12 protein-coding genes and 2 pseudogenes are annotated in these 14,905 nt (G+C 67.5%); 9 read left to right on the forward strand and 5 right to left on the reverse strand.

Annotated elements, in window-relative coordinates:
* The first annotated feature begins 118 nt into the window (after positions 1-118).
* Entirely contained in the window at positions 119-748 is a 630-nt protein-coding gene (locus ACOQFS_RS07380) for a pyridoxamine 5'-phosphate oxidase family protein (protein ID WP_421562255.1), read from the forward strand.
* A gap of 18 nt (positions 749-766) precedes the next feature.
* A pseudogene (locus ACOQFS_RS07385) lies at positions 767-1,522 on the forward strand (sulfite exporter TauE/SafE family protein).
* A 16-nt stretch (positions 1,523-1,538) separates the two neighbouring features.
* On the opposite strand, the pseudogene ACOQFS_RS07390 reads toward ACOQFS_RS07385, so the two are convergent.
* A pseudogene (locus ACOQFS_RS07390) lies at positions 1,539-1,934 on the reverse strand (tyrosine-type recombinase/integrase); the annotation flags it as partial.
* A 212-nt stretch (positions 1,935-2,146) separates the two neighbouring features.
* Here ACOQFS_RS07390 and ACOQFS_RS07395 point away from each other — a divergent pair.
* The 3 genes from ACOQFS_RS07395 to ACOQFS_RS07405 all read left to right on the forward strand — a co-directional run bounded on the left by ACOQFS_RS07395 (position 2,147) and on the right by ACOQFS_RS07405 (position 4,333).
* On the forward strand, positions 2,147-3,106 hold the full coding sequence (locus tag ACOQFS_RS07395) for a hypothetical protein (protein ID WP_421562256.1): 960 nt from the start codon (positions 2,147-2,149) through the stop codon (positions 3,104-3,106).
* A 337-nt stretch (positions 3,107-3,443) separates the two neighbouring features.
* On the forward strand, positions 3,444-3,809 hold the full coding sequence (locus ACOQFS_RS07400) for a hypothetical protein (protein WP_421562257.1): 366 nt from the start codon (positions 3,444-3,446) through the stop codon (positions 3,807-3,809).
* Between the two features lie 101 nt (positions 3,810-3,910).
* Positions 3,911-4,333 carry a hypothetical protein gene (locus ACOQFS_RS07405; protein ID WP_421562258.1) on the forward strand — a complete coding sequence of 141 codons (423 nt, stop codon included), beginning with the start codon at positions 3,911-3,913 and terminating at the stop codon, positions 4,331-4,333.
* 132 nt (positions 4,334-4,465) lie between these two features.
* On the opposite strand, the gene ACOQFS_RS07410 is transcribed toward ACOQFS_RS07405, so the two are convergent.
* The 4 genes from ACOQFS_RS07410 to ACOQFS_RS07425 form a co-directional block, all read right to left on the reverse strand.
* Positions 4,466-6,412, reverse strand: coding sequence for a gamma-glutamyltransferase family protein (locus ACOQFS_RS07410; protein WP_421562259.1), 1,947 nt, complete (start codon positions 6,410-6,412; stop codon positions 4,466-4,468).
* Positions 6,413-6,735: 323 nt separating this feature from the next.
* The gene (locus tag ACOQFS_RS07415) at positions 6,736-8,325 is read right to left on the reverse strand and encodes an alkaline phosphatase D family protein (RefSeq protein ID WP_421562292.1); all 1,590 of its coding nucleotides are present in this window, start codon (positions 8,323-8,325) and stop codon (positions 6,736-6,738) included.
* A 166-nt stretch (positions 8,326-8,491) separates the two neighbouring features.
* Positions 8,492-10,030, reverse strand: a complete 1,539-nt coding sequence (locus ACOQFS_RS07420; protein ID WP_421562260.1) for a GGDEF domain-containing protein — start codon at positions 10,028-10,030, stop codon at positions 8,492-8,494.
* Positions 10,031-10,129: 99 nt separating this feature from the next.
* Positions 10,130-11,107, reverse strand: a complete 978-nt coding sequence (locus tag ACOQFS_RS07425) for an NADPH:quinone oxidoreductase family protein (RefSeq protein WP_421562261.1) — start codon at positions 11,105-11,107, stop codon at positions 10,130-10,132.
* Positions 11,108-11,283: 176 nt separating this feature from the next.
* Here ACOQFS_RS07425 and surE point away from each other — a divergent pair, with 176 nt between their 5' ends.
* Genes surE through ACOQFS_RS07445 form a run of 4 tightly spaced genes read left to right on the forward strand, consistent with a single transcriptional unit; the run spans position 11,284 to position 14,857 of the window.
* Positions 11,284-12,072: a 5'/3'-nucleotidase SurE gene (gene surE / locus ACOQFS_RS07430; protein ID WP_421562262.1), complete on the forward strand. Its 789-nt coding sequence runs from the start codon at positions 11,284-11,286 to the stop codon at positions 12,070-12,072.
* Positions 12,072-12,854 (forward strand): protein-L-isoaspartate(D-aspartate) O-methyltransferase, encoded by a 783-nt coding sequence (locus ACOQFS_RS07435; RefSeq protein ID WP_421562263.1) that lies wholly within the window; start codon positions 12,072-12,074, stop codon positions 12,852-12,854. Before surE ends, ACOQFS_RS07435 begins: the two co-directional genes overlap by 1 nt.
* Before the next feature lie 12 nt (positions 12,855-12,866).
* Positions 12,867-13,799 carry a peptidoglycan DD-metalloendopeptidase family protein gene (locus tag ACOQFS_RS07440; RefSeq protein ID WP_421562264.1) on the forward strand — a complete coding sequence of 311 codons (933 nt, stop codon included), beginning with the start codon at positions 12,867-12,869 and terminating at the stop codon, positions 13,797-13,799.
* Entirely contained in the window at positions 13,796-14,857 is a 1,062-nt protein-coding gene (locus ACOQFS_RS07445; RefSeq protein ID WP_421562265.1) for an RluA family pseudouridine synthase, read from the forward strand. The genes ACOQFS_RS07440 and ACOQFS_RS07445 overlap by 4 nt, the downstream gene beginning before the upstream one ends.
* Positions 14,858-14,905: the final 48 nt, after the last annotated feature.

Consider the following 14,905-nt stretch of genomic DNA (forward strand, 5'->3'; position numbering starts at 1 on the left):
GCTCAGGGCGAACGGGTCGGTCTGAGATAGGTACCTAATCAGGTAAAAAGCGGCCCCAGCGCTTATCCATAAAGCGCTGGCAGCTATGGTTTTGATAGTTTTCCTGAGAAGACCCGCCATGACCGTTCCCCGCGACGAACACGCCATCGACACGCTGGAGCGCCTCGAAGCGCTGCTCGGCCCCTGCAGCGACGCCTCCCTGCAGAAGGAAGTGCCCTACGTGCACCCGGCCTACCGCGCCATGATCGAGGCATCGCCCTTTGCCGTGCTGGCCACCACCGGCCCCGTCGGGCTGGACGCATCGCCACGCGGCGACCCGGCGGGATTCGTGCAGCTGCTGGACGACAAGACCCTGCTGCTGCCCGAGCGCCGTGGCAACCACCGCGCCGACAGCCTGCGCAACATCCTCACTGACCCGCGCGTGGCGCTGCTCTTTCTCATTCCCGGCGTGGGCGAAACCCTGCGCGTCAATGGCCGCGCCCACATCAGCGTGGCGCCCGATCTGCTCGCGCGCTTTGTGGTCAACGGCCAGCCGCCCAAGTGCGTGCTCGTCATCACGGCCGAATCCGTGTACTTTCAGTGCGCCCGCGCCATCCAGCGCTCGGGCCTGTGGAACGCCGTGCCACCCGGCACGCCCCGGCCCGTGCCCACGCCGGGCGCACTGCTCGCGTCCATCACCCAGGGCAGCTTTGACGGCGAAGCGTACGACCGCGATCTGCCTGCACGCCAGCGGGCCACCTTGTACTGACCGAGCCGGGGCAGGGCGATGGACGGAGTGTGGTGGGTGGTGGTGCTGGGCGCGGCAGTGGCGGGCTTTGTGCAGGGCCTGTCGGGCTTTGGCTTCAGCATGGTGGCCATGTCGTTCTGGGCCTGGGCGCTGGACCCGCGCCTGGCCGCCGTGCTCGCCGTGTGCGGCGCGCTCACGGGCCAGTTGGTGGCCGCCGCCACCGTGCGGCGCGGCTTTGACAAGACCCGCCTGCTGCCCTTTGTGCTGGGCGGGCTGGCGGGCATCCCGCTGGGCGTGGCCCTGCTGCCCCGGCTGAATGCCGATGCGTTCAAGCTCGTGCTGGGCACCCTGCTCGTCGTCTGGTGCCCCGCCATGCTGCTGGCCCGCTAGCTGCCCCGCATCACCGCCGGGGGCCGCGTGGCTGACGCCGCCGTGGGCCTGGCGGGCGGCGTGATGGGCGGCCTAGGCGGCTTCACCGGCGTGCTGCCCACCCTGTGGTGCACCCTGCGCGGGCTGGACAAAGACGTGCAACGCGCCATCATCCAGAACTTCAACCTGGCCATGCTGCTGGTCACCTTTGCCACCTACGCCGCCACCGGCCTCATCACCCGCACCACGCTGCCCCTGCTGGCACTGGTGATCCCGGCCATGCTGGTCCCTTCGCTGCTGGGCGCGCGGCTGTACCTGGGCATCAGCGAGGCGCGGTTCAAGCAGGTGGTGCTGGGGTTGCTCACGCTGTCGGGCGTGGCGATGCTGGTGGCCAGTGTGCCGGGGGTGGTGGCGCGGTGGTTGTAGGTCGCCAGTTACTCACTTATTGATAGCTGTCAGCGCTTGATGGATAAGCGATAGAGGCGTTTTTCATGGAGTCTAGCGGACTGGCAGTGCCCCCGGCCGTCACTTTCAATACATGGGTGTAGATCATGGTGGTGGACACATCGCTATGGCCCAGCAGCTCCTGCACGGTGCGGATGTCGGTGCCCGACTGCAGCAGGTGCGTGGCAAAACTGTGCCGCAGCGTGTGCACGGACACCGGTTTGCAGATACCGGCTTGCGCCACGGCCTTCTTCACGGCCCGCTGCAGCCGCTCTTCAAACAAGTGGTGGCGCCGCTCCACGCCAGAGTGCGGGTCCACGGAGAAAGTCGAAGAAGGAAACAACCAGAACCGACCCCACGTTCGGTCTGTTGGGGCTGCGACGCGCTGTTGCGCAAAAGTCTCCCGTCCTCCCCAGGGGCGTTGCGCATAATGCTCTCAGCCGTGCATGGCTGACTGCCGAGCAGTCTTCTAGCCCGTGTGACTCCCTTGCCCTGGGGGCCGCGGCTTACTCCAATGAGGGTTATTTGACGCTATGAATGCCGCTGCACTTTGCCCGCAACTGGGGTTGCGCCAGATAAACGCTGATCGATAGGTCTCCGCGCGCCATGCCACAAAATGCCAACGTCGTTGGCGGTGTCGAATTCGCCGCCTTCGCTCAACGCCACTTCGCGCACTGGGCGGCGCTCGCGAACACAGCAGTGCGACACACGAGTTATGGCAATGGGGTCGTGACATCCGTCACTGAACGAGAGGGGTACGTTCCTTTGCTCGCCATTCGCTTCACAGAACATGGTGCCATGACGTTCAACTCTGAGAGCTTTCTCCAAGGAGCATTCTCTGAGGTTGTACTCAATGACGAGCTCCGTGAACCCTTTCTAGTCTGGCAGGCGGCGGAGACAACCCGTCGGCAGTTTCAGGCGCTTGCTGAAAGGTACAACATCCCTCCCAGCCTGGTTCGACTCTCTCACCTCTTGCCAGTTCTCCTGAAGCTTGAGGCACGAGAACAGTTGTCTGAAGACGAGCTTAGATGGCTCAAAGGAGAGAAGCTGTTCAATGTGCTGGCAACCTACTATCGGCGTGCGTTTCTCGCGTCTGGCGATCCGTGGCATCTGGTCAAGGCTTGCAGTTCGCTCAGGGCTGCCGGTATGCCGCGCAAGGCAATCGAGGCCTCGGAGAAGTACGCCGACGCGCCACTTCAAGGAGACCAACGAGCGTTCGGTGCACTTCTGACAAGTCGAGGAGGCGCGTTTCGTGACGTGGGTAATCTCGACGCAGCCCGCCAATCTGGCTTGTCGGCTGTTGAGACCTCGCCCACCAGTCCGCATCCACACAATCTACTGGGAGCGGTATGCTATGCCGCAGGTCATCCAGCGGACGGTGATCGACACTTCGACATAGCTGTCAGCCTAGGCGGCAACGCCAAGGCTAGCGATGTTGAAGTCCGCTCGGTCCTTCAACAATCTGACGCAGTGGTCCGAATGAAGATCACCCAGTACTTGTTGGGCAAAGATCGAGCCAAGTATGCGTGGGTGGCCCGGTATGCTGGGCTTCATCAAGAGACCTAACGTTGTGGCGAGTGGACGCACAAAGCCTGCATTGGTGCTTTTGTCCCGCCCCTTGCGCAGCGTAAAGCGTATGCAAGCAGAGAGCACAAGGTCCTAAGGTAGATCGGGCTGTAGCGCCTGCCAAACTTGCGTAGGCTGCTATGTTTTTCTCAATTCTGGATGGTTTCCTCGCTGCAACTGGGGCGCTTCGCACTGTGCGGATTGCATTTGGCCAGCGCGTTCATCTATCCGAAAGCAACAGCGAGGCGTTCAAGCGGCAGCCAACAATACCGAGGAGATGCCGTTCACCCCTTTGACGAGCTTGGGGGGGCAGCCCTCGCATCCACTTTCATTCAGCATGACTCCCAATATCTACACCGGCTTCGCGATAAAGGTTCACCCAGTTCGTTGGATGCTCATCGCGGCCATCTTTGCCGTGATTACCCTCGCCTGGGTACTAATCTTCACGTCGGTTGCTCCGGGTCGCCTGGCTCTTGGAAAACTCATTGCCGTGGCCGTACCGCTGGTGGCCGTGTTGTGGGCCGGCGCATGGGCCGCCTTTTGGTTCCACCCGGATCTTGGCAGGCTCAGTGATAACCGCCCCGCGCTGCGGCGGCTGCCGCAGTCAGCCCGAACTATCTTGCGCTGGTACGCAGCGGTCTTTTTGAACCTGTGCGTCGTCGCCGTTGTGGGCGGTGCGCTGGTTTTTGCCGGAGCGGTATGAGCGCGGCGACCTGGCTCTTGCATCGTGGGGGCGTTCAAGGGCTTTCGCCTTTGGCGGCCGCTCATTTCAAACGTTGAGGCTGAGGAAAAACGGGCGCGCCCATGACCACCGCAAAGTTCAGCAAAATCCTCGACGGCTATGAGTTCTGTGCCATGGCCGACCTGATGGAGACACGGGCGCTGGTGAGCCTGGAGCGCGGGACGGTGCACATCGTTTCCAGCGACCTGGAGCTGGATTTGGACGAAGCCCTGCCGGAGGACATCGACACCGGCCCCTACCTGGCATTGCCGGACAAGCGGGAGCTGGACCTGGGCCGGGATCTGGTGATGGAATTCACGGAAAAGGTGCTGCCGGGCAGTGTGGACACGGTGCGCGATTTTTTTCACCGGCGCGGGGCGTACGCACGGTTCAAGGATTTTTTGGATCGCAGGGGCCAACTGGAGGCCTGGTTTGCCTATGAGCGCACCGCCACCGAGTTGCGCCTTCGCCAGTGGTGTGCGGACCATGGCATTGATCTGGTTTAGTTCCGGCTGAGCCTCTCGGTGCATCGCGCGGCGCTTCGACAGGCTCAGCGTGAACGGTTTGAATGGTCTGAACGGCATGAAGGGGATGAAGGAAGGCGAAGCTTCGCCCAGCCCCCACCCCTCCTTCCTTCATCAATCCCCCATCACCACGCCCTCGCGCCGCGGGTCGGCGCCGCCCATCCATAGTTTCTTGCCATGCGCGTTGCCCAGCGTGATGGCCTGCAGGCCGCTGGTCATGTTCTGCTCGCGCACCTCGGCGCCACGGGCGCGCAGGGCTTCGACGGTGGCGGGCGGGAAGCGCTTTTCTTCCAGCAGGGTGGGGCCGTTCATCGAGCCGAAGTTGGGCAGGTTGATGGCCTGCTGGGGCATCAGGCCCCAGTTGAGCACGCCGTACAGCGTCTTGGCGGTGTAGTGGATGATGGCTGCGCCGCCGGGGCTGCCGCCGCTCATCAAAAGCTGGCCCGTGGCCTTGTCGAACACCAGCGTGGGCGCCATGGACGAGCGGGGGCGCTTGCCGGGCTGCACGCGGTTGGCAATCGGTTGGCCCTGCGCGTCGGCGGGGGCAAAGCTGAAGTCGGTGAGCTCGTTGTTCAGCAAGAAGCCCTTGACCATCTGGCGTGCGCCAAACGCGTCCTCGATGGTGGTGGTCATGGCCACCGCGTTGCCGTGGGCGTCGACGATGCTGATGTGGCTGGTGCCGTATTCGGGCTGGTCGGGCATGGGGGCGTGGCTGGTTTGCACGGCGCCGGGTTTGCCGGGCTGGGCGACCTTCATGCTTTGCGTGCCGATGAGCTTGGCACGGTCGGCCAGGTAGGCGGGGGCGAGCAGGCTGCTCCAACTGCCCGCCGGGGGCTGCACGAAGTCGGGGTCGGCCACGTACAGCGCGCGATCGGCAAAGGCCAGGCGGGCGGCTTCGGTGTACAGGTGCAGCCAGTCGGCCGACGGGATGCCATCTTGCAGCGGCTTGGCAGCGGCGTCGGTGTTTTTGAGGATGCCCAGGATCTGCCCGATGGCGATGGCGCCGGAGCTGGGCGGCGGGAAGCCGCACACGCGGTAGTCCTTGGTCTGCACCTGGTAGTCGTGGCACAGAGCCTCGCGCCGTTTGGGCTGGTAGCCCGCCAGGTCGGCCATGCTGAGCTTGCCGGGGTTGGTGGGGTGCTTTTGCACCTTGTCGACGATGGCCTGGGCGATCTCGCCTTCGTGCAAGGCCTTGCTGCCTTCGGCGGCAATGCGGCGCAGCACGGCGGCCAGCTCGGGGTTGCGCAGGTTGAAGCCCACGTCGCGCGCATCGCCGTCGGGCTTGTAGAAGTAGGCAGCGGCCACAGGGTCTTTTTTGAGGTGGGCGTCGGCCTTGACCAGGGTATTCAGGCGCGCGCTGACCTTGAAGCCGCCTTCGGCCAGGGTGATGGCGGGCTGGAACAACGTGGCCCAGGGCAGTTTGCCGTGCTGCTTGTGCGCCATCTCCAGCATGCGCACCGTGCCCGGCACACCCACCGAGCGGCCGCCCACCACGCCGTCGTGGAATGCGACGGGCTTGCCGTCGGCACCCAGGAAGAGCTTTTCATCGGCCGCCGCCGGGGCGGTCTCTCGGCCGTCATAGGCCTGCACGGCGCGGCCGTCGTGGTGCAGCAAAAAGGCACCGCCGCCAATGCCGCTGGACTGGGGCTCCACCAGCGTCAGCACCATTTGCACGGCAATGGCCGCATCCACGGCCGAGCCACCGGCCTTGAGGATCTGGTAACCCGCGTCGGTGGCCAGCGGGTTGGCGGCGGCCACGGCGAACTTCTCGGTGGCCCAGCCGGGCTTTTCGGTGTAGCCCGACGAGCCCTCGGGCTGGGCGGGCACGGTGTACGCAAACTGGGACGCGGGGCCGCTGGCGCAACCGGCCACAGCCACCAGCGTGGCCAGTGCTGCGGCGGCCAGGGCTGCGCGCGGGGCCGGGCGGCTGACCGGCGCGGATGAGGGCGCGGTGGCGGGCGAGCCGGGGAGCGAGGCGTGGGCCGATGCGGCGGGTGTGTGGATGGGGGCGTGGGTCTGAGCGCGGGTGTCGGCGCGGGTGTCGGCGTGGGTGGGGGCCATGGGGCGTCTCCTTGGGTGCAAGAAGCGGCCATGGTACCGGGAGCCCGGCGGCGTGGGTGGGGTGCGTTACATCAGGCTACATCCGGCTGATATTTGGTTAAAAATCGGCCTCAGCGCTTATCCAATAAGCGCTGACAGCTATCAAAAAATGAGTAATGCCCATGTGCAGTGCGCAGTGTTCAGTGCGCAATGTGCAGCGCGGCAGCTGCGATGTGAGCGCAAGGTGCCGCGCAGTGTTTGTCGGTTGGCGCGCTGCGGCGCTCGGCCGCCACTGCGCTGCACCGCCGCACCGTGCAGGGCCGGACAGGCGGTGGCGCAACTGCTCAGGCCCGCTGCGGCCCGGGGCGCTGGTCTTCCACCACGAAGCGCGCCTGGGTGCTGACGGCACTGCCCGCCTGCATCGGGTCGTCCACCACGCGCAGGGTGGTCGTCCAGCGCTGGGGCGTGATGTCGGCCAGCCCGTAGCCGCGCTGGTCGCAACGCGCCAGCAGCACGTGCGGGTTGTGCCGCGCGATGGCGTCCACCTTGTCCTGCGTGGTGCCCGAGCGCGAGCTGACGGATGTGCCGCAGAACTCGCTGGCCAGCACGGGCGATTCGGGCTGGCCGGGCTGGGCATGCACGCGGCAGACATAGTTCTGGTGGATGTCGCCGCCCAGGAGCACGGTGTTGCGCGGCGGGTGCTGGGCCAGGGCCTGCAGCAGGCGGGTGCGGGCGGCGGGGTAGCCGTCCCAGCCATCGGTGGGTGTGAGGCCCGAGGGGTAGCGGCGCGGCGAGAACTGGGTTTGCTGGGCCAGCACGCTCCAGCGGGTGGCGCTGGGCGCGGCGGTTGCGTTGGCGGCGGCGTCGGCCAGCTGGGCCTGCAGCCACCGCTCCTGCGCTGCGCCCAGCAGCGTGCGGGTGGGGTCGGCAAGTTCGGCGCAGTCGGCCGCGCGCACCGCGCCCGCACTGGCGGTGTGCGGCGCACGGCAGGCCTGCCCGTGGCGGTGCTGGCGGCTGTCGAGCAGGTGGATGTGCGCCAGACGGCCCCAGCGCAGGCTGCGAAACAGCTGCAGCGCGTCCCACCGGCTTTCGGCGGCCGGAGCGCCCAGTGCTGCGGCGCGCAGGGGCATGTTTTCGTAAAAGGCCTGCCACGCGGCGACGCGCAGTTCCAGGAACTGCGCCGCGTCGCCTCGCCCGGCGCCTGCGGCGTAGTCGTTCTGCACCTCGTGGTCGTCCCAGATCACGGCCCAGGGGGCGGCGGCATGCGCGGCCTGCAGGGCGGGGTCGCTTTTGTGCAGCGCGTAGCGGTCGCGGTAGTCGGCCAGCGTGCTGGCATGCCGCAGGCTGTGGGTGCGGGCCAGGTCGGCGGTGCTTTTGGGCGTGGCGTACTCATAGATGTAGTCGCCCAGGAACAGCACCAGATCGGGCGCATCGGCGGCCAGATGGCGCCACGCGGCGTAGTGGCCGTGCTCCCAGCGTTGGCACGAGGCAAAGCCCAGGCGCAGTGTGGCGGGCAGGTCGCCCGCTGCCGGGGCGGTGCGCGTGCGGCCCACGGGGCTGGCAGCGCCGCCCCACAGAAAGCGGTAGTGGTACCACCGGCCCGGCGCCAGGCCGCGCAATTCCACATGCACGCTGTGGCCCAGCAGGGGCAGGGCGGTGGCTTCGCCCTTTTGCACGATCTGCGCAAACCGCGCATCGTGCGCCACCTCCCACCGCACCGTGTGGGCACTCTGCATGAGCGCCGGCTGGTCCGCCAGCGCCAGCCGCGTCCACAGCACCACGCCGTCCGCCACCGGGTCGCCACTGGCCACACCCAGCGCAAACGGGTCCGTCGCCACCGACACGGGGTTGCTCCACGCCCAGCGGGGCAGGGTGGTGGCAGCGGCGGACACGACCGCCTGCTGCACAAACCGCCGCCGTTGTGGGTCGTGAATCTGCAAGGGGGCTCCGGGGGGCGCGGCCGTCAAAACCGGCGCGGCCCCAGGCCAGGGCCGCCGCGCAAGGGCCGCCCCGCCGCGCTGGCGGCGTCCCCCTGCCCGCATTGCGCAGCAATGCGAGAGCGGGGGGAAGGCGCGCAGCGCCTCAGGGGGGTGTGCCCGATCACGCCGCCATCACCCGGTTCTTGCCCGAGCGCTTGGCCAGATACATCGCCTTGTCCGCGCGCAGGATGGCGTCGGTGCTGTTTTCCGTGTCCTGCAGCTGGGCCACGCCCGCGCTGAAGGTGATGAGCACTTTTTCGGTGCCTTGCAGAAAGAAGCGCGTGGTCAGCTCCCGCTGCAGGCGCGTCATGGCTGCGATGCCGCTGTCCACGGCGGTGTCAGGCAGCAGCAGCACAAACTCTTCGCCGCCATAGCGGGCCAGCAGGTCTTGCGGTCGCATGACCTCGCGCGCCACCTGCGCCAGGTGCACCAGGGCCGCATCGCCGCCCGCATGGCCCAGCCGGTCGTTGATGGTCTTGAAGTTGTCCACGTCCAGCAGCGCCAGGCACAGCGGTGCGCCCAGGCGGCGGGCGCGCGCAATCTCGCGCTCGGCTGCTTCATCCAGGCCCTTGCGGTTGAGGCTGCCCGTGAGCGGGTCGTGCCGGGCCTGGGCGCTTGCACGGTCCAGCTCGTCCTGCAGCCTGGCCACTTCGGCGCGCTTGGCCTCGGTGCGCTGGCGCAGGTCTTCCAGCTCATCGTGCGTGACGCGGCTGTCCAGCGCCATGGCGCGCGTGGCGCTCATCACTTCCTGCAGCAGGGGGGCGATTTCCTGGAGCGTGGTGGCCTTGCCGATGAGTTCGGCGCAGCGCTCCATGGTGCCCTGGTAGGTGGTGCTGGAGGCCGTGATCAGGGCCAGCCGCTCGATGAACATGGCCAGCATGTCCTTCATCTGCTCCTGGGCTTCCAGGCTGCGTGCGCGGGCTTCGGTCTGCTTGAAGATCACGTCCTTGAGCCGCCGCTGCACGTCGTCCAGGCGCCGCAGGGTCAGCGGCGGGGTGGACGCGCTCATCAGCGCCTCGGCCTGGCCCTGCAGCCAGCGGTCGTCGGCGCTGAGCACGGCGATGTTCTCGAACACCATGTGCAGCAGCTCCAGCAGCGTGGCACGGATGGCGGCCTGGTCTTCGGTGGCAAACGAGGCGCGGTACGCAAAATTGCCCAGCAGCTGCTGCGCCGTGGCCACCGCAGGGGTGGGTTCGCGCAGAAAGGTGAGCAGTTGCTTCGCCATGTCGAGCACGCGCGCGTCGTCCTCTCCCAGGGCGGGCAGGGTGTTGTCGATCAGCCGGGCCAGCGCTTCCGAAAATTCAGGCGGCAGCACGCCCAGTGCGTTCGGCGAGTCGGCCGTTTCGATGGGCTTGGATGCGCTGGCGGCGGGGTTGAGCCCCAGGTTGGCATAACCCACCATCACGCTCTGCAGCGCGGTCCAGTCCTTGGTGATGATGGCGCGCTCGAACTGGCTGGCGAGGCGCTTCTGCGCCGGGGTCTGGGCGGGCAGCACGCGCTGGATGCCGGAAAGCGCCCCCTCGGGGAACGGCTGCGGGCTGCGCGTGCCCGAGATTTCGTCGTAGAGCGCGAGATAGTTGTCCGGGGTGGGGGGGAGTCGCCGTCCCGCCAGCTGCTTGAGGGTTTCGCGGGCTATCTCGGAAGGGGGTCGGTCGGCCATGTACGGGCACCAGAGTCAGGGGGCTGGGATGCGCGAGTGTGACACAGCGGCCGGGGTTTGTGCGGGCGGCGCAGGGCCGCCCGGCGGGCGCAAAACCGCTCAGGGATTGACCATGACGAGCTTGCCCATCACGCCGCGCGAGCCCATGTGGGCGTAGGCGGCGGGCAGCTCGGCCATGGGCATGGTGCGGTCGATCACGGGCTTGATCTTGCCCTGTGCATACCACTGCGCCAGCGTTCCCATCATGGCGGCGTTGGCCTTGGGCTCGCGCTTGGCAAAGTCGCCCCAGAACACGCCCACGATGGACGCGCCCTTGAGCAGCGCCAGGTTGAAGGGCAGCGCCGGAATGGGGCCGGAGGCGAACCCCACCACCAGATAGCGCCCGCGCCAGGCGATGGAGCGGAAGGCGGGTTCGGCAAAGTCGCCGCCCACGGGGTCATAGATCACATCCGGGCCCTTGCCGTCAGTGAGGGCCTTGATGGACTCGCGCAGGTTGTCCTTGCTGTAGTTGATGGTGGCGTCGGCGCCGATGGAGGTGCACAGCGCGCATTTCTCGTCGCTCGAGGCCGCAGCGATCACGCGCGCGCCCATGGCCTTGGCGATCTGGATGGCCGAGGTGCCCACGCCGCCGGCCGCACCCAGCACCAGCACGGTCTCGCCCGCCTTGAGGGCCGCGCGGTCGACCAGCGCGTGGTACGAGGTGGCGTAGATCATGATGAACGCGGCGGCGTCCACGTGCGAGAAGCCGTCGGGCAAGGGCATGCACAGGGCGGCGGGTGCAATGGTGTGGGTGCCGAAGCCGCCGGTGCCGGAGAGGCAGGCCACGTTCTGGCCGACCTGGAGGTGGGTGACGCCGTCGCCCACGGCCGCCACCACACCGGCGTATTCCGAGCCCGGCACAAAGGGCAGGGGCGGCTTCATCTGGTATTTGTTCTGCACGATCAGCAGATCGGGGAAGTTCAGGCTGGCGGCCTTGATCTCGATGAGCACCTCGCCGGCCTTGGGTGCGGGCGTGGGCAGTTCGGTCCAGGCGAGCGCCTCAACGCCGGTGGGGTTGGTGCAGAGCCAAGCGTGCATGTGAAGGGTCTCCAGGGGTCTTGTGAGGGATGGCCGCATGATAGGTGCGGCCCCCAGGCCCTGTTGTCCCACGAGCGACGGACCGCGCGGCGGGGGAGCGGATCGGCGCGCACGATCCCCGCCCGGCGAGGTCGGCAACGCGCCACCTACAATCCGTTGCAATCTCGACCGCGACCATGAAGATTCTCATTTCCAACGACGACGGCTACCAGGCGCCCGGCATCGTGGCGCTGCACGATGCCCTCCAGTCCCTTGAAGGGGTGGAGGTGGAGGTGGTGGCCCCCGAGCACAACAACAGTGCCAAATCCAACGCCCTGACCCTGCACTCGCCGCTGTATGTGCACAAGGCGCACAACGGTTTTCGGTATGTGAATGGCACCCCGGCCGACTGCGTGCACATCGCCCTGACCGGTCTCCTGGGCTACCGGCCCGATCTGGTCGTATCGGGGATCAACAATGGCGCCAACATGGGCGACGACACCATCTACTCCGGCACCGTGGGGGCCGCCATGGAGGGGTATCTGTTCGGCATTCCGGCCATTGCGTTTTCGCAGGTCGACAAGGGGTGGGGCGAGATCGAGGCTGCGGCGGCCAAGGCCCGTGAAATGGTGGCGCTGATGCGTTCGCAGAACCTGGTGGGCGAATCGCCCTGGCTGCTGAACGTGAACATTCCCAACATGCCGCTGTCTGCGCTGCGCCCCATCAAGCTCTGCCGCCTGGGCCGCCGCCACGCGGCCGAGCGCGTGATCGTGCAGGAAAGCCCCCGCGGAGAGGCCATGTACTGGATCGGCGGAGCCGGCGCTGCCAAGGACGACGCCGAGGGCACGGACTTTCATGCCACGGCGCAGGGCCACGTGTCCATCACGCCGCTGAAGGTGGACCTGACGGACCACGACAACCTGGGCTACTGGGCGCAAACCGCCTCGCAACTGGTCGCGGGGGCTTCTGCCGCCGCGGGCGGGTGATGCAGCGCCGCCCGGGGTTTCCGGCCCGCTTGCCCGGTGCCGGACCGGCACCGGCGCCCGCACGGACGATGCCACCGCCATCCCCGGTGGCGCGGCGCCCCTCGGCCGTTTCATCGCCCGTGGGCGTGGGGCTGGACTCAGCCGCAGTGCGTGCGCGCATGGTGCAGAAGCTGGCGGCCGGCGGCATCGGCTCCGCCCAGGTGCTGCAGGCCATGGGCGCGGTGGAGCGGCACCGGTTTGTGGACAGCGCGCTGGTCAACCAGGCGTACGAAGACACCAGCCTGCCCATCGGCCTGGGCCAGACCATCTCCAAGCCCAGCGTGGTTGCCAGGATGTGCGAACTGCTGCTGGGCGCGGAGGGTGCGAGGTCCGGTGGCCTGGGGCGTGTGCTGGAGATTGGCACCGGCTGCGGCTATCAGGCGGCCGTGCTGAGCCAGCTGGCCCGCGAGGTGTATTCGCTGGAGCGGCTGCGCGGCCTGCACGACAAGGCGCGCGACAACCTGCGCGCATTTCGCCTGGCCAATCTGCATCTGCTGTTTGGCGACGGCACGCTGGGCTACGCCAAAGGCGCTCCCTATGCGGCCATCATTGCCGCTGCGGGCGGCGATGCGGTGCCCCAGGCCTGGTGCGACCAACTGGCGGTAGGCGGCCGGCTGGTGGCGCCCATAGCCCTGTCCGGAGGGCAGCAAATGTTGCTGGTGATCGACAAAACCCCACACGGATTGAAACAAACCGTGCTCGAGCCCGTTCATTTTGTCCCTCTAAAATCGGGGATTGCCTAAAGGGAAATGCTTATGTTCGTATCGCGTGGTCTTGTGGTTGGGTGTGCCGTGGCGCTGGCGGGGCTGGTGCTCTCCGGCTGCGGAACCCGGCTGAGCAAGGCTCCTGTGGAAGACCGAGGCACTTCATCCTCGCCGGCGCCGGGCTCTCAGCCCGGTGTGGTGGTGGGGGCCCCCGTCAAGCCCTTGCCAGGCTTGGAAAACGCGGGCAAGCCCGGCTTCTACACGGTCAAGCCGGGCGACACGCTCATCCGGATCGGCCTGGAATCCGGCCAGAGCTGGAAAGACATCGCACGCTGGAACAACCTCGAAAACGCCAACCTGATCGAGGTCGGCCAGGTCTTGCGCGTGGCGCCCCCGGCACCCCCCGTGCAGGCCAGCGCACCTGCCGATCCCGGCGGCGTCATCACACGCCCGGTCACATCGTCCACCGTGACCCCGACCTCCCCGGGCAGTGCGCCGGTGGCATCGGCGGCCAGCGCCCCCAAGCCAGCGGCATCCGCGCCTGCTGCGCCCGTAGTGGCGGCCGCGCCGGCCGCCCCGGCGCCCGCCAGCACGGCCCCGTCTGGCCCGGCCGAAGACGACATTGGTTTCATCTGGCCCGCAGCGGGTTCGCTGATTGCCGGTTTTGACGAAGCGCGCAACAAGGGCTTTGACATTTCCGGCAAGGCGGGCGACCCGGTGCTGGCGGCAGCCGACGGGCGTGTGGTGTATGCGGGAGCGGGCCTGCGCGGCTACGGCAATCTGGTGATCCTCAAGCACAACAACACCTTCCTCACGGCGTATGCCCACAACCAGACGTTGCTGGTGAAGGAAGACCAGGCCGTGCGCAAGGGACAGAAGATTGCCGAGATGGGCAATACCGACGCCGACCGCGTCAAGCTGCATTTCGAGATCCGCCGCCAGGGCAAGCCCGTCGATCCCGCCCGTTATCTCCCCTCCCGTTGAAGCCCGTGGTCACCGGCCCGCTGCAAGGCGCTTCTCCCGACGGGCGGAGCGATTCGCCAGATGGGGATGAGGCCGAAGCGGCGCTGGCGGGCGAAGAGGCGGAAGGCCTGCTGTCGGACGCGCCCAGCGAAATGCGGCGCATGCGCGTGGGGCCCGGGCAGCACGGCGAGAGGCTGGACAAGGCGCTGGTCGATCTCGTTCCCGAGTTTTCGCGCAGCTACCTGCAACAGCTTCTGGCGCAGGGGCTGCTCACCCTGAATGCTGCGCAGGCGCTCAAGGCGTCGACACGCGTCAAGGCGGGCGACGAGCTGGTGCTGGAGATGCGGCCCACCCAGCAAAGCCAGGCGTTTCGGCCCGAGGCCATGGCCATCGACGTGGTGTTTGAAGACGAGCATCTGCTGGTCGTCAACAAGCCTGCCGGGCTGGTGGTGCATCCGGCGCCTGGCAACTGGAGCGGCACCTTGCTCAACGGCCTGCTGGCGCGCGACGACAAGGCGTTGCACGTGCCGCGCGCAGGCATCGTGCACCGGCTCGACAAGGACACCAGCGGCCTGATGGTGGTGGCCCGCAACCGCCCCACCATGGATGCCTTGGTGGCGCTGATCGCGCAGCGCAAGGTGCAGCGGCAGTACCAGGCGCTTGCGCATGGCGCATGGACTGGACCTCAGGCCCGCAGCGTGAATGCGCCGATCGGACGCGACCCCCGAAATCGGCTGCGCATGGCGGTCGTGGATCTGGCGGTGCATGCGGGCAAGCCAGCGCGCACCGACTTTGAGCTGCTTGGCAGTGTGGACGAGGGGTGCTGGGTTCGGTGCACCCTGCACACCGGGCGGACGCACCAGATCCGGGTTCACATGGCGTCGCTGCGGCACCCGTTGCTGGCGGACGAGCTGTATGGCGGAGTCGCTGCTGGGCCGATGCGGCGCCAGGCGCTGCATGCCTACCGCCTGGCGTTCACCCACCCGTTCAGCGGCGAGGCGCTTGAATTCCACTCGCCCTTGCCGGACGACATGCGCCAAGGGCTTGCGCTGTGGGGCCTGGGCTACAATGCACCCTGACGGCCGAAACGGCCCGCGCCCGCAGACGGACTCCCGCCGGGCCCCCGC

It is taken from the genome of Paracidovorax sp. MALMAid1276, assembly GCF_049198005.1.
Lineage (GTDB): Bacteria > Pseudomonadota > Gammaproteobacteria > Burkholderiales > Burkholderiaceae_C > Acidovorax.

What these genes read in the sequence shown, in the direction of transcription:
- ACOQFS_RS07380 (WP_421562255.1), top strand. Translation starts at nt 119, where the DNA reads ATGACCGTTCCCCGCGACGAACACGCCATCGACACGCTGGAGCGCCTC.
- ACOQFS_RS07395 (WP_421562256.1), top strand. Translation starts at nt 2,147, where the DNA reads ATGCCACAAAATGCCAACGTCGTTGGCGGTGTCGAATTCGCCGCCTTC.
- ACOQFS_RS07400 (WP_421562257.1), top strand. Translation starts at nt 3,444, where the DNA reads ATGACTCCCAATATCTACACCGGCTTCGCGATAAAGGTTCACCCAGTT.
- ACOQFS_RS07405 (WP_421562258.1), top strand. Translation starts at nt 3,911, where the DNA reads ATGACCACCGCAAAGTTCAGCAAAATCCTCGACGGCTATGAGTTCTGT.
- ACOQFS_RS07410 (WP_421562259.1), bottom strand. Translation starts at nt 6,412, where the DNA reads ATGGCCCCCACCCACGCCGACACCCGCGCCGACACCCGCGCTCAGACC.
- ACOQFS_RS07420 (WP_421562260.1), bottom strand. Translation starts at nt 10,030, where the DNA reads ATGGCCGACCGACCCCCTTCCGAGATAGCCCGCGAAACCCTCAAGCAG.
- ACOQFS_RS07425 (WP_421562261.1), bottom strand. Translation starts at nt 11,107, where the DNA reads ATGCACGCTTGGCTCTGCACCAACCCCACCGGCGTTGAGGCGCTCGCC.
- surE (WP_421562262.1), top strand. Translation starts at nt 11,284, where the DNA reads ATGAAGATTCTCATTTCCAACGACGACGGCTACCAGGCGCCCGGCATC.
- ACOQFS_RS07435 (WP_421562263.1), top strand. Translation starts at nt 12,072, where the DNA reads ATGCAGCGCCGCCCGGGGTTTCCGGCCCGCTTGCCCGGTGCCGGACCG.
- ACOQFS_RS07440 (WP_421562264.1), top strand. Translation starts at nt 12,867, where the DNA reads ATGTTCGTATCGCGTGGTCTTGTGGTTGGGTGTGCCGTGGCGCTGGCG.